This is a genomic window from Cellulomonas endometrii, assembly GCF_949769265.1.
Taxonomy (GTDB): domain Bacteria; phylum Actinomycetota; class Actinomycetes; order Actinomycetales; family Cellulomonadaceae; genus Cellulomonas; species Cellulomonas endometrii.
On sequence record NZ_CATKPC010000001.1, the window covers coordinates 289,189 to 301,917 of the forward strand.

At 70.6% G+C, this 12,729-nt stretch carries 13 protein-coding genes; 3 read left to right on the forward strand and 10 right to left on the reverse strand.

Going from position 1 to position 12,729, the window contains the following annotated elements; translation table 11 throughout:
* The first annotated feature begins 103 nt into the window (after positions 1–103).
* Positions 104–1,534, forward strand: a complete 1,431-nt coding sequence (locus QNH85_RS01370) for an outer membrane protein assembly factor BamB family protein (RefSeq protein ID WP_282944092.1) — start codon at positions 104–106, stop codon at positions 1,532–1,534.
* Between the two features lie 210 nt (positions 1,535–1,744).
* Here the strand turns inward: QNH85_RS01370 and QNH85_RS01375 are convergent, their stop codons facing one another.
* From QNH85_RS01375 to QNH85_RS01400, 6 genes are all read right to left on the reverse strand, one after another.
* On the reverse strand, positions 1,745–2,284 hold the full coding sequence (locus tag QNH85_RS01375; protein WP_282944093.1) for a potassium channel family protein: 540 nt from the start codon (positions 2,282–2,284) through the stop codon (positions 1,745–1,747).
* Complete coding sequence (locus QNH85_RS01380) at positions 2,281–2,961, reverse strand: hypothetical protein (RefSeq protein WP_282944094.1); 681 nt, start codon at positions 2,959–2,961, stop codon at positions 2,281–2,283. Before QNH85_RS01380 ends, QNH85_RS01375 begins: the two co-directional genes overlap by 4 nt.
* A 45-nt stretch (positions 2,962–3,006) precedes the next feature.
* Positions 3,007–3,711 carry a ZIP family metal transporter gene (locus QNH85_RS01385; RefSeq protein ID WP_282944095.1) on the reverse strand — a complete coding sequence of 235 codons (705 nt, stop codon included), beginning with the start codon at positions 3,709–3,711 and terminating at the stop codon, positions 3,007–3,009.
* Positions 3,711–5,324, reverse strand: a complete 1,614-nt coding sequence (locus QNH85_RS01390; RefSeq protein WP_282944096.1) for a DUF1254 domain-containing protein — start codon at positions 5,322–5,324, stop codon at positions 3,711–3,713. Before QNH85_RS01390 ends, QNH85_RS01385 begins: the two co-directional genes overlap by 1 nt.
* Before the next feature lie 57 nt (positions 5,325–5,381).
* A complete protein-coding gene (locus tag QNH85_RS01395) occupies positions 5,382–6,656 on the reverse strand; it encodes a DUF1254 domain-containing protein (RefSeq protein ID WP_282944097.1) in 1,275 nt (424 codons plus the stop codon).
* A gap of 449 nt (positions 6,657–7,105) precedes the next feature.
* The gene (locus tag QNH85_RS01400) at positions 7,106–7,975 is read right to left on the reverse strand and encodes an oxidoreductase (RefSeq protein WP_428830336.1); all 870 of its coding nucleotides are present in this window, start codon (positions 7,973–7,975) and stop codon (positions 7,106–7,108) included.
* A gap of 123 nt (positions 7,976–8,098) precedes the next feature.
* Here QNH85_RS01400 and QNH85_RS01405 point away from each other — a divergent pair, with 123 nt between their 5' ends.
* A complete protein-coding gene (locus QNH85_RS01405) occupies positions 8,099–8,533 on the forward strand; it encodes a winged helix-turn-helix transcriptional regulator (protein WP_282944099.1) in 435 nt (144 codons plus the stop codon).
* Positions 8,534–8,791: 258 nt separating this feature from the next.
* Here QNH85_RS01405 and QNH85_RS01410 read toward each other — a convergent pair whose 3' ends face one another.
* Positions 8,792–9,265, reverse strand: coding sequence for a hypothetical protein (locus QNH85_RS01410; RefSeq protein WP_282944100.1), 474 nt, complete (start codon positions 9,263–9,265; stop codon positions 8,792–8,794).
* 480 nt (positions 9,266–9,745) lie between these two features.
* Positions 9,746–10,342, reverse strand: coding sequence for a TetR/AcrR family transcriptional regulator (locus QNH85_RS01415; protein WP_282944101.1), 597 nt, complete (start codon positions 10,340–10,342; stop codon positions 9,746–9,748).
* Positions 10,343–10,440: 98 nt separating this feature from the next.
* Here QNH85_RS01415 and QNH85_RS01420 point away from each other — a divergent pair, with 98 nt between their 5' ends.
* Positions 10,441–11,397, forward strand: coding sequence for an NAD(P)-dependent alcohol dehydrogenase (locus QNH85_RS01420; RefSeq protein WP_282944102.1), 957 nt, complete (start codon positions 10,441–10,443; stop codon positions 11,395–11,397).
* 135 nt (positions 11,398–11,532) lie between these two features.
* Here QNH85_RS01420 and QNH85_RS01425 read toward each other — a convergent pair whose 3' ends face one another.
* Both QNH85_RS01425 and QNH85_RS01430 read right to left on the reverse strand, forming a co-directional pair.
* The gene (locus tag QNH85_RS01425) at positions 11,533–12,051 is read right to left on the reverse strand and encodes a hypothetical protein (protein WP_282944103.1); all 519 of its coding nucleotides are present in this window, start codon (positions 12,049–12,051) and stop codon (positions 11,533–11,535) included.
* A complete protein-coding gene (locus tag QNH85_RS01430; RefSeq protein WP_282944104.1) occupies positions 12,048–12,677 on the reverse strand; it encodes a TetR/AcrR family transcriptional regulator in 630 nt (209 codons plus the stop codon). The genes QNH85_RS01425 and QNH85_RS01430 overlap by 4 nt, the downstream gene beginning before the upstream one ends.
* Positions 12,678–12,729: the final 52 nt, after the last annotated feature.

Sequence of the window (12,729 nt, forward strand, 5' to 3'; positions counted from 1 at the left end):
CGTATCGGCTCGAGACGCGTTGCCCCAGCGGGAGGCGTGCGTCCGCGGGTCGTCGGGCCGTTCCGGGCACGGTGCCGCGCGGCGCGCCGTAGAGTCCGCGCTCATGGGGGCGGAGCGCATGGCCGAGGTGCAGCTCGACGACCTGGCGCCGGTGCAGCCGCCGCGCGGGTCCGCGACGGCCGCCGCGATCGCGCTGCGTGTGCGAGCGTTGCTCCGGCGCTGGTGGCCGGTGCCCGTGGCGGTCGTCCTCGCCGCGGTGGCGTGGCAGGTGGTGTCCGACGGCCGGGCCGAGAGTCAGGCGGACCGGATCCGCACCACGCCAGGCGTGCTCGCGGAGACAGTGACAGCGCCGCTGGAAGCGACGCCCTGGGGCACGGGCGAGTCCATGGGCCTGCTCGTGTCGGCCACGCGGACCGCGGACGGCCGTCTCGCCGGCGTGGTCGTGCCGGGCACCGGATTGCCTGCCGCGGTGGTCGCGCTGGAGCCTGACTCCGGCGACGAGGCGTGGCGCGTCGAGATCGGGGAGCTGCCTGACGACCGCGGGTGGACCCGCGCCGCCGCGTGCACCGACGGGGGAGTGGAGCCGGCGACGACTCTGTGGTGCACCGTGACGGACGGCCCCGAGGGCGACGGCGGCCCCGTGACGACGCGGCTCGTCGAGGTGGACACCGCGGCGGGAGCCGTCGTCGGCTCTCATGAGCTGGCCCCAGGGTCCGAGGCCGTGGCGCTCGACGGCACGCTCGTGGTGGGCACCCCGCAGCCCGGCGCCGTCCTGCTGGTCGGCAGCGACCTGCCGAGTGGCACCGAGCGGTGGCGCACCGAGCTGCCGGACGCGGTCTCGTCGTCGTACTCGAGCGGGTGGCTCGGCTCCGCGAGCGGTCACGTGCTCATCCAGGGTGAGGGGGGCACCTGGGCAGTGGACCCGGCGGACGGCCGGGTGCAGGCCCATGACGACGGCGTGTACGTCGGTCGGGGCGCCGAGCTGGTCGACATCCCGACCGCAGGCGGCACGCGTACCCGGTTCCTGGGCGCGGACGGCTCGGGCACCGCTGAGGCGGAAGGATTCCCGATGTACGTGTGGCCCGACGACGGCTCGGCGCCGACCGTCCAGCCGATGACTGCGCCTGCCGGTTCCGACACAGTGCTGCGCGGCGTCGACACGGTGTCCGGTGACGTGCGATGGGAGCGTCCGGCCGAAACCGGGGCCCGGAGCGCCTCCATGGTGCTCGACGGTGTGCTCTACATCAGCGATCTGACCGCAGTGTCCGCCGTGGACCTCGAGACCGGCGCGGAGCTCTGGACCACGGCGGCTTCACCGGTGCTGGACAGCGGGGTGATGACCGACGGGCGGCACCTGCTGCGCTCCGAGACGGCCGGCCGCACGGAGGAGCTGGTGCTGTCCGCCTACACCTTGCACAACGGCAGCCTGGCGTGGTCGACCCCGGTCCCGGAACAGGTGACGCAGCTGTGGCCGATGGGCGGCGCGCTGTACGGGTACGCCCGCGACGGCTCGGAGATGTTCCTGGTCCGCTGACGTGTGCCGGACTGCGCCCGGGACTTCCTCGACGCCGACGCGTTGCTGGACGCGCTGGTCGTGACGCGGGCCTGGTTGGCACTCGCTCCAGTCGACTGGCACAGAGACGTATCGCGTTGAGACGAGCGTGGAACTGACTACGCCTCGGGCGGCCGTGGGTAGTTCCCCACGGACCAGGCTTCCCGTCGGTCGGATGAGTGCGTCCGGCGCTCACCCGCCCGTCGCGGTCGATCCGCTCCGCGCTCGCGTCACCGCTCCAAGGATCACCTTGATGCCGAGGCCGAGCACGACCAGGTTCAGGAGCATCTGCGCGGTGACGACCAGGCGGGCGGTCTCGGACTGGGCTGATATGTCACCGAACCCGACGGTGGTGAAGATCGTGACGGTGAGATAGATCCCGTCGGTCCGCGACAGCGCCTCGGTGAAGGACGCCGGATCGGTCTGGCTGAGGATGTAGTAGATGGCGGCGAACGAGAGCAGGTAGGTCGGCGTCGTGGCTGCCAGTGACTGGGTCGCTCGGATGGCGGGTTCCTTGGAGACGAGGATGGCTCTGACCTGCCACCCGATCATCGTGACCAGCACGGCGACGACCGCGACGAGTGCTGCGACGATCGAGTGGTCGGAGACTCGGCCGAGAGGTAGAAGGTAGTAGAGCGCGACCATCACCGCGGCGGTGGCGAGCGCGGACAGCAGGCCGCGTGCGATGAGCCGGCGGCGCTGCCGGGCGCTCGACTTGTCCGCGGGGTTCACGTGCGCGCCGTCACGCGTTGCTCCGGACCGAGGGCTGCCTGGGGCGCCAGTACCCAGAGCAGCATCCGGCCGGTGAGGGGCGTGGTCGCGATGAGCATCAGGTACACCTCTGCGACTGAGCCGTCGTGGCGGGCGAAGTCGGGTCTGCCGAGCCACGAGGACAGCAGGTAGAAGACGGCGTCGACGATGATCCAGGAGCCGATGTTGGCGAGGATCCACCAGGCCCAGCGGCTGGTGTGTGATCGAAGGGCCGCGGCCTGGGAGAGCCCGAGGAGCGGGCCGAGCGCCAGGGTCTGGCTGGCGGCGAGCAGGTAGGCGCCGTTGACGCTGGTGCCGGAGTCCTGCGCGGTGGTGACCGCGGGGATGATGACCAGCAGCCAGCCGAGGAGCGCTGGTCCGACGTTCGCCATGACCCATCGCCGGCGTGGGATCGGCGTGCGCTGCCGGATGACCTGCCACTGCAGGGCCCCGAGCACGTAACCGAACAGCAGCGCCCCGGCGGTGGCGATGAGCAGCGCCGCGATCCCGCCGCGATCGGCCCAGGACAGGTCGAGCACGTTCGTGCCGATCCACGACAGCAGTCCGACGGCGGTCAGCACCACCACGAAGGCGACGGTGTTGTTCAGGATCCACTGCCAGTACAGACGGGTGGACCATCCGGTCGACGGCGCGTTCATACGTGGCCTCCGAGTGAGCCTCGTGGGTGTGGCCGTGCCGCGCCGTCAGCTGCTGAGCACCGAGAGGCAGAAGCCCAGGGCGGTTGCGGCACCTGCCATCGCTCCGCCACGCTCGAACGAGAACGGCATGAGCGAGTTGGTCAGCATGGCGAGCAGGCCCCCCGCTGCGATCGCTGCGGCGCGGTCGCCGACGACGTCACTGGTGATGACGGTGCCGAGGTAGCCGATGACCGCGGCGACCCCGCACGCGAGGACTACGAGGGACCACAGGCCGGCGAGCTTGCGGGCGCTCCAACCGCTCTCCGCGAGGTCCGCCGAGGGCGCGATCGCCTGCGGGACGTTCGAGACGAACACGGCGACGACGAAGCCGAGACTGATCGTGATGCCGGTCCCGACCTGGATGCCCAGGATCGCGGACTCCGGAACGCCGTCGACGACCGAGCCGACGACGATGCCCATCGCACCGCCCGCGCCGGCGGAGCCGAAGCGCTTGTCGACGTAGGCGTCGGCCAGGAGGAAGACAGCGACGCCGATGAGCATCCAGAGGCCGGTCTGCCAGGACTCGATGTGCGCGGTCGCTTCCGGGAGCAGGTCGAACGAGACCGCAGCGATCATCGCGCCGGCGCCGAACCCGCCCAGGATGCCGATGATCTTCTTGGGGACCTTGATCCAGCAGACGATGACGCCGGCCACCAGCAGCGAGGACTGCGCGAGCAGTCCCCACCCGAACGCCTCGAGCACCTGGGGCACTAGTCCTCCGGCTCGATCTCACCCGGGCGCCAGGTCTTGGCGAAGAACGGCTCGAGTGGGCTGTAGAGACGCAGGATCGTCGACCACCCCTTGCCCGGAACCGTCTGGATCCAGTTGCCGTCGCTCACTCCCTCCGGCTTGGACGGGCCGAAGAACACGGTCGTCGACCCGTCGGGGTCCACTATCGCGGCGGGCGTCGGATAGCTCTGGCTGCCTGCGCGGGGGAACCGCTGCGGCGTGTCCAGCATGGAGCGCGACTGGTTGTCGTAGACGGTCAGCGACCAGAACCTGGCCGCCGGGATGTCGGGCGGAAGCGTCACCCTGTAGGTCGTGCTCCCATCGAAGTAGTCGCCGTTCACGTCGCGGAAAGCGCCGACGTAGGTCGACCCGATCCCCGTGAGCTTCATGACCATCGCGGGGGTGATCCCCGTGGCGTAGAAGAACATCGCGGTGCGCGCGTTGTGAACGCGATACCCGGTGGGGGCGTGTGGCGTGACGACACCTTCGGCGCTGACCTCCGGCGGCGGCGTCTCGAACTCGTAGCCACCGGCGAAGAGCATGTTCATCCAGGCGGAATCGGGGTAGTAGTAGAAGTTCTCCGATTCGCGCGCGTTCCAGTTCAGTGCTCGGCTCGTGGCGGTTCCGATCGCGGCCGCATCGGTCAGGATCCGCTTCATCCGCGCGTCGGGGCTGAACGGCCGGCCCTTGACGATGCCCACGGCTGCCAGCGATCCCATGATCTCCGGATCGAGGGACCCAGCCGGTTCGTGCTGGACCACGTCGTTGATCATGTCGAAGAAGCTGACGTCATTCGGCGGGATGGTGCTCATCACCTTGCCGCTGCCTTCGGTGAACGCTATCGGCTCAGCGGGCCGGAGAAAGCTCCAGTCCAGTTCGTGCTCGGGGGTGCGCCGCAGCGTCGCCTCGCCGGCGAGAGCCGAGGCGATGCTGGTGCCGTAGCCGCCGGGGAGGTAGGGGTAGGCCTTGAGCGTCTTCTTGATCAGCGCCACCGTGGGCTCGGGGTCGTCGTCCTGGAGGAAGGACCGGCCCAGCACGGTCGCGCGGGTCGCTCGCAGCCTGCACACGAAGAACCCGCCCTCGGGGAGCTCGCCGTCGTAGTCGGGGGGCACGAACAGGTACCGGCCACCTTCACCCCGGTCGGGGCCCGGCAGTCCGAAGTCCGTCACCCAGTGCCACCAGATGTCGTCGACGACACCCGGGGACATGGGCGGTGTCTCCAGCACCAGTGGTCCGTCGCCGAGGTCCAGGTTGATCCAGAAGTAGACGGTGTCGGCGTTCGCGGTCAGGAACTGGGACTTGCCGTCCATCATCTCCGACCAGATCAGGGCGGTGTTGTCGGGAACTCCGGCATCATGGAAGCCCTTGAACAGCGACGCCACCGACGCACCCTGGTAGGCGTTCAAGAATGCCTCGATGCCGTGCATCAGGTCGAGGTTGTCGTAGACCTTCGCGACGGTCTCCCTACTCGGCGCGCCGTCGGTGAACTCCAGGGTTCCGAGGCTGGTCTCGAGCCTGTCGGGGGTGGTGATGGCGTCGGCGAGCTCCCGGTCAGCGACCGCGCGTCCGGCATCTGCTACTCCTGCGCTTTCCACGGCGTGCTCCTTCAGTGGGGTGGGACGGTCGCCCGGGCGGGAATGTGCGAACTCGTCTCAGCGGGTCTCGACCGCCGGGGGAGCCCAGTCACCGGCCTCGATCGCGCCGCCGGGCCAGTACGCGCGAAGGAAGAGCTCGAACTCGGCCTCCGGCGCCGGGAGCCAGTTCGACAAGCGGTCCTCCTGGGGCCGTTCATGCTGGACGTAGATCGTGAGCGATCCGTCGTCGTCCAGTCGAAGGTCCTTGTTCTTCGTGCCGAGCGAGTAGCGGTCCAGCTCGTTGGGTGCGAAGAAGTGATGACGGTCGTAGAGAGTGAGTGACCAGAACCCGCGGACCGGCGGCAGCTGCCCTTCGTCGAACCGGACGGTGTAGGAGCTGCTACCCGAGAGGCGCTTCTCGTCCGCGTCGAAATCGGTGAAGAAGTAGGTCGACTCCTCGGGGCGGTTGGCGAAGATGTTGGCTTTCGCTGCCGCCGTCCGAGTGGTGTAGTCGGTGCCGAAGCGAGCGGCGTTCCGGAGGGTTCCCCAGCTGTGACCGACGTCGATGCCCTCGTTGCTGTACTGGAACAGCGGGCCGACGAGATCGCGGGCCGTGTCGACGGCGATCTGGCTGAGCGCGGCTCGGCGATCGGGATCGTCCCCGGCGTAGTCGAGCAGGGACTGCACCAGACGGTAGATCGCCTCCTCGCCCTCGAGCGGCGCGACCTCGCGAAGCACGTCGGGCAGGACGTCGAAGAACCGCTCCGGATCGACCCACTGGACCTCGGCGCCGTCGGCGTCCGCCGGCGGGGCGGGGAACGACGGGAGGTCGGTCCAGTCCGTCGTCCTCGGCTGTCCGGTGAACTCGCTCAACGGGTACGCGGTGACCTGCGACACGAGCGGGCGGACCGCCTCACGGTCGTCGCTGGTGTCGTCCATGAACACCCGGGGGATGAGGCAGCCGATGCTGGTCGGCGACCGAAAGACACCCTCGAAGCCGTCCGGAGCGTCCCCCAACCACCTCGGTCCGGCCAGGAGGTACAGGCCCGGCTTCGAGCCGTACATCTGGCCGAGGTCGCCGAATCCGTCGGTGCGCTGGTCACCGAGCTGGTACACCCAGAAGCGGTCGCCGAAGTCCGGGACCTGGACCACGACCGGGCCGTCGTCGAGCGACAGGATGCCGAACCCGTAGATGACGTCCTGGTTGGGGCTGGCGACGAAGCGCTGATCCGGGCGCGCGTAGTCCTGCAGCATCGTGATGTTGTTGAGTGGCGCGGCCGGCATCACGCCGCCGACGAGCCCATGCGACGGCACCTTGGCGAACGCCGCGTGGCGGTTGTGCATGTTGACCATCGGCCACGCCCACAGGACCGCGAACGAACCGACCTGGCGCAGAAGACCCTCGGTCCACCGGGTACGGGGGACCGGTCCTGGCACCACAGGGGAACTGCGTGTCGTCGCTGCTGGCTGAGCCATGGGTTCGACCTACCCGGGATCGCTTTCACGGACGTTCGGGCTCGCGATGAGTTCTGATCCGGCAGACCGTTGCGCGCGATGGCGAGTTCCGTGCCTGCGCGCGGTCGTCCTTGCAACGTAGGGACGCAGCCCGGGTGAGGCGTCACCCGCGACGGGTGCAGCCGGCACGGCATCGCCCACCGCGGGAACCCCCAGTGGACGTCGAGCGAACGCCGATAATGGACGTTATGTCAGAACGGAGTCTGCGCACTCTCCCGATCTCAGCTTCGCCCTCCGTACGCGTCGGCGGCCGTCCGCGCGGAACGTGGTCGGCCGCCGGGACCGCGTCAGCGGCCGATCGTTTCCAGGTCGGCGAGGTCCTGGTCAGACAATTCGATCGCCGCGGCGGCTATGTTCTCCCGCAGGTGCACCACCGACTTCGTTCCCGAGATGAGCAGGATGTTCGCCGATCGGCGCAGCAGCCAGCTCAGGGCCACGCCCATGGACGTGGTGCCCGTGCGCTCGGCGACGCGTGCGAGGGCGTCCGACTGCAGTGGCGTGAACCCGCCGAGCGGGAAGAACGGGACGTAGGCGATGCTGTCGCGCGCCAGGTCGTCGATCAGGTCGTCGTCGTGGCGGACGGCGAGGTTGTACATGTTCTGCACGCTGACGACGGGGGCGATGGCGCGGGCCTCGGCGACCTGCTCGGGCGTGACGTTGCTGACCCCGAGGTGGCGGATGAGGCCGTCCTGCTGCAGCTGCGCGAGGGTCTCGAACGCTTGGGCGATCGACCCGGGCTGCGGCCCGGTGGCGTCGCCCATGCGCATGTTCACGAGGTCGAGCGAGTCGACGCCGAGTGCCTCGAGGTTCGCCGTGACCTGCTGGCGAAGGTCCTCGGGGCGGCGCGCGGTCGGCCAGCCGCCCTCTGCGTCGCGCGCGGCGCCGACCTTGGTCGCCACGACGAGCGAGTCGTCGTACGGGTGCAGGGCCTCGCGGATCAGGTCGTTGGTGACGCGGGGCCCGTAGGCGTCGCTGGTGTCGATGTGGGTGATGCCGGCCGCGGCGGCCTCGCGCAGGACCGCCAGGGCGGCGTCGCGGTCAGTGGGTGGTCCCATCACCCAGGGGCCGGCGAGCTGCATGGCGCCGTAGCCGAAGCGGGTGACGGTCCGGTCCCCCAGGTTCCAGGTGCCGCCGGGAAGTGCGGTGGTGTTGCTCACGGTGCTGCCGTTTCTGTCGTCGGTCTGGCGCCGCGGCGGCGCCATGAGCCACACTCGCAAAGGTGCTCTCCGTCGGGAAGTAGGCACCTTCAAGTGCGTTACGCACCCAGCAACGGAGGCTCGATGACCACGACGGCGGCGAAGGCGCGCGCTCAGGCCAAGGTGGAGTACAACGCGTTCCTCGCGGGCTGCCCGAGTCGGCAGCTGCTGGACCGGATCTCCGACAAGTGGGTCACCCTCGTCCTGTGCGGGCTTGCCGGGGACAGCGCGGGCGGGCCGGACGCGCCGACAGGCGAGCCGCTGTCTATGCGCTACTCCGAGCTGTCCCGGCTCCTCGCCGGGGTGAGCCAGAAGATGCTGACCCAAACACTGCGCGGCCTGGAAGCGGACGGTCTCGTGACGCGGACGGTGACCCCGACCGTGCCGGTGACGGTCGCCTACGAGCTGACCGACTTGGGGCTGTCCCTGCACCGCACGGTCAGACCCCTCCGGATCTGGGCACAGGCGCACATGGATGAGGTTGCGGCTCGACGTGCCGCCGCCGCCACGGAGCCCTGATCACGCGAACGGATGCCCGCTCGACATCTCGAGTAGGACCCATCCTGATACGCAGGGGTGCCAGTAGTAGTTTGCGTATCGCTCTGACGTGCACGTTTACTGATCCGGCGCGCTCTATTCGGCTCGGAGCGATGCATCGCCGTCGGGGATCTCGTCTATCGCCGATGGGGCCCACGAGTCGGCGAGCCAATCAGCAACTGAGGGGTCGCATGCGTAGCGCGCTTCAGTGCAGCGTCACCTCTCGCCGGTGCGGGACGCCTAGACCGACGCCTCTGCGTCGTCGTAGGCGTCGGGTGTGACGTTCGCGATCAGGTCGCTGGCGACCGCCCGCAGCCGGGCGGCGTCCTCGGGGGCGGCCCCACCGTCCCGCTGGAGACCGAGCCGCATGGTGAGGTCGTCCCCCGACCAGGTGGCGTAGAGCTCCGATCCGGCGGCGTCGAAGGCGGTGTCCTGGCAGATGCTGCCGGTAGCGCCCTCGACGTCGAGCGGCTGAGGTGTCGCGCATCCCTCGGCCCACCGGGCGGCGGCCGCCGGGGCGTCGTCGTCCTGGGTGCGGGTGACGGTCACCGTGAGGGCGGTCCCGACCGCGGTTGTCCATCGACAGCCCAGCAAGTCGGGGGCGTCGGTGAGCCGGGTGGTGGCATCGGTGGGGTCGTTGACCGCGTCTCCGAGAGCCTCGCGGACCGTGGCGTCGTCGACGAAGCTGCACGCCGCGGGCTCTGTGGAGCGCACAGGGTCGGGTTCGTCCCCGGTGCAGGCACTCAGGGTCGTGACGCAGGCCATGCCCGCAACGATCGAGCGCACCACCACTCGCCAGGTACGGGGGGACCCCTTCGGGCAGCTATCGGTCGTGGGACAGTGCGCGGTACGGATCGACGTGCTCCCCTTCGATGAGGCCACCGGACGAGTCCGAGGGCCGACGCCCGTGGTGCAGACGGGAGGGATCAGCCCCCCGGCACACGAGACTAGGAGGTCCCAGGTGCAGCGGCCACCGCGTCGCATACGGGTTCGCTGCGCGAGCACGCACGCGAACTGGACCGATCGGTGCGGAGGTGCCGCGACCGAGTATGACCGAACGTGATACGCAGAGGTGCCAGTAGCAGTCTGCGTATGGCACCTGACGGAACACGCCACCAGGGCGGCATCTGGAACACGCAGCGGCCGATCGCAGGCTCGGCCCTCCCCGATCCGGGACCTGGCGCCCGCGCGGCGTCATGCCTCCAGCGAGCGCAGCGCCAGCTCGACGTACCGTCGCGAGGCGGCCTCCGCGAACGCCGCCGGCGTCGCTGCGATGACCCCGGCGTTCCCGGCAACCAGCAGCTCGAGGTCCGCGAGGCGGACGTCCGCCCGCACCGCACCGACGTCCCGGGCGCGCCGGATGAGCCCCGACAGCCGCTCGGCCTCGGCGGCGAACATCCCTGCAGTCCCCGGTGGTGCGTCGCCCGAGCACGCGCTGAGCACCACGCGGGCCGTGAACCCTCGGTCGCGCACCTGGTCGGCGCAGAACCGGCGGACGACCGCGCGCAGCGCGGCCCACGCGTCGGGGTGGTTGTCGGCGGCGGCGAGCAGCCGTGAGCACGCGGCGTGCTGCTCGGTGAAGGCTGCCGCGACCAGGTCCTCGCGGGTCGGGAACCGCCGGTAGAGGGTGGCCGGCGCGACGCCGGCGCGCCGGGCGACCCTCCTGATGGGGACGTCCGTGCCAGCCTCGGCGAACACGGCGCGCGCGGCGCTCACGATGGCGGTGCGGTTGCGCTCGGCATCCGCCCGCAGCCGCACCGGGGTGCCGTCGAGCAAGTGCGACGAAGTCACGCGGGCTCCTCCCACATCGCTCACGGTGGCCGTTCCCGAGGGCCGTGCCCTCGTACGTTCGAGATCCCACCGTACGTGTCCCACCTGGAGGTTCTCCCGTGCTCGCCGCCCGTTACCACCGCCCTGGTCCGCCCGATGTGCTCCGGCTCGAGGAGGTCCCGGACCCGGTGCCCCGTCCTGGCCAGGTGCTGGTGCGGGTGCGCGCCACGAGCGTGAACGGCGGCGAGGTCCACCTGCGGTCCGGCCGCATGCGGTTCGCGACCGTGGGGCGGCGGACGCTCGGCGTCGGCATGGACCTCGCCGGTGTCGTCGAAGCGGTGGGTGACGGCGTCACGGACCTCCGCAGCGGGCAGCGGGTGTGGGGCGTGCTGCCCGCCCTGGCGGCGCTCGCGCCGCTCGGTGCTGCCGCGGAGCTCGTCGTCGTGGACGCGGACCGGCTCGGGATCGTCCCGGACCTCCTGGACGACGCCGGCGCCGTCGCGCTGCTGGGTGGCGGGACCACCTCGATGACCGCCCTGTTCACGCACGGCCGGCTGCAAGAGGGCCACCGCGTCCTCGTCCGCGGCGCTGCCGGAGGGGTCGGTTACGTGGCCGTCCAGCTCGCCCACGCAGCGGGCGCACACGTCACCGCCGTGGCTCGGGGGTCGGCTGCCGGTCACGTCCGCGATCTCGGGGCCGACGTGGTGCTGGACTACCGCGCTCCCCTGCCGGTGCACCTGGAACGGTTCGACCTGGTGCTGGACACCGTCGGCGGCTCCGGGCTCGGACGGTTCCGGCGGCTGGTCGCACCCGGCGGTCGCATGGTGACGATCGCCGCCACCACCCTCCCTGCTGCCGCCGCCGTGGTCGCCTCTGCTGTGCACGGGTCGCGGCGGGTGCGGTTCTTCAGCGGCAACCCGACGCGCACCGATCTTGCAGCCTTGTCCGAGCACGTGCAGCAGGGTCACCTGCGACCCGTGGTCGCCACGTCGTGGCCCCTGGCGCAGATCGCCGACGCCCACCGGGCCATGGAGGCCGGCGGTGCGGTGGGCAAGCACGTCGTCATGGTCGCGTGACGCCCGCCGGCAGGACCGGGTTCAGCCGGGCTGTTCTGGGTCGGTCACGAGGCCAGGTGGGATAGGAGCGCGCGCCCCAGTGGCCGGCTGCGTGCCGATCTGCGCTCCTCTCCCCCGCCGCGGGCGTCCGCGCTGCTACCGGTGAGCGAGCAGTCCCAGGGCGAGCACCACGACCCCGATGAGTGCCTCCGCTGCGAGGATCACGATGCGGTGCCCCCGGGGCAGGTCGAGCCTGCGGACGGCCATGACACCGATGGTCGTCAACGTCGCCACGGTGAGCACCATCGCGAGCAGCAGTCCGGTCGACGTGTCGTAGATGCCGGTTCCTGCCAGCGCGATGCACCCGAGGGGTGGCATCGCCACCGCGCCGGCGCCCAGGGTGCTCGCGACCATGCGGCGGTGCTCGGGGTGCGCCGGCAGGTGCGCGTGCACGCTCATGTGGCTGAGCAGGTCGGCGAGGTAGACGGCGCAGACTGTCGACGCGACGGCGACGGCGAGGGTGCTCAGCGCCCCGTTGGTCGACGGGTGTGCGTCGTGGACCCGGAGCGTGATGATCACGGCCAGGGCCGTGAACGCCACGTAGATGCGCTCCCTGAGCGCCCCGGCCTGGTGTGTGCGGACGTCGGCGTCGCTCGCCGCCGGTGAGCCGGTCACGCGCCTGCGCCGCGCGCGCCGTAGGCGCGGATGAACGCCCGTGCGCCGTCGGTCATGATCTGGCGGACGTGCGCCTCCTCGGTGCGTCGGCGGGGCGGCTCGTTGAGCACGCGCAGCGCGGTCAGGGCGTGGAAGTGGGCGGCTGCGAGGCCGGGATCGCCGGCGTCGAGCAGGCCGGCGCGGGCGAAGTGGCTGACGCGGTCGGTGAGGACCTGCGCGTGGGCCACGTCGAGCGGATGGTCCTCGAGCTCCGGCAGCAGCGCCTCGTTCTCGTTGATCAGCCTGACCGCGGCCAGGTAGTCCGACGACAGCAGCAGAGATCGACCGAGGGCGGTGGCGAGCTCGGTGAGGGCCTGCCCGAGATCGTCGAGGTCTCGGATGTGTGCAGGGTCGAGGTGTTGCTCGACCAGCCCGCGCAACGTGGCCAGTGCCCTCTCCCCCGCGTCCTCCACGACGCCGAGCAGCAGGCCTCGCTTGTCCCCGTAGTAGTCGTAGACCGTCCGCTTCGACACCCCGGCGAGCGCAGCGACCGCATCCATGCTGGTGCGCTCCACGCTCGTCTGCACGAACAGCTCCTTCGCAGCCGTCAGGATGGCCGCGCGCTTGTGCGCCTGCCCCTGTCGCACGGTCCTGCTTCGTTCTGTCGCCATCGTTCTCCCCTGAGGTCTTCGGCGAGGC

Coding starts and splice junctions, on each gene's coding strand:
- QNH85_RS01370 (WP_282944092.1), top strand. CDS start 104: ATGGGGGCGGAGCGCATGGCCGAGGTGCAGCTCGACGACCTGGCGCCG.
- QNH85_RS01380 (WP_282944094.1), bottom strand. CDS start 2,961: ATGAACGCGCCGTCGACCGGATGGTCCACCCGTCTGTACTGGCAGTGG.
- QNH85_RS01395 (WP_282944097.1), bottom strand. CDS start 6,656: ATGGTCAACATGCACAACCGCCACGCGGCGTTCGCCAAGGTGCCGTCG.
- QNH85_RS01405 (WP_282944099.1), top strand. CDS start 8,099: ATGACCACGACGGCGGCGAAGGCGCGCGCTCAGGCCAAGGTGGAGTAC.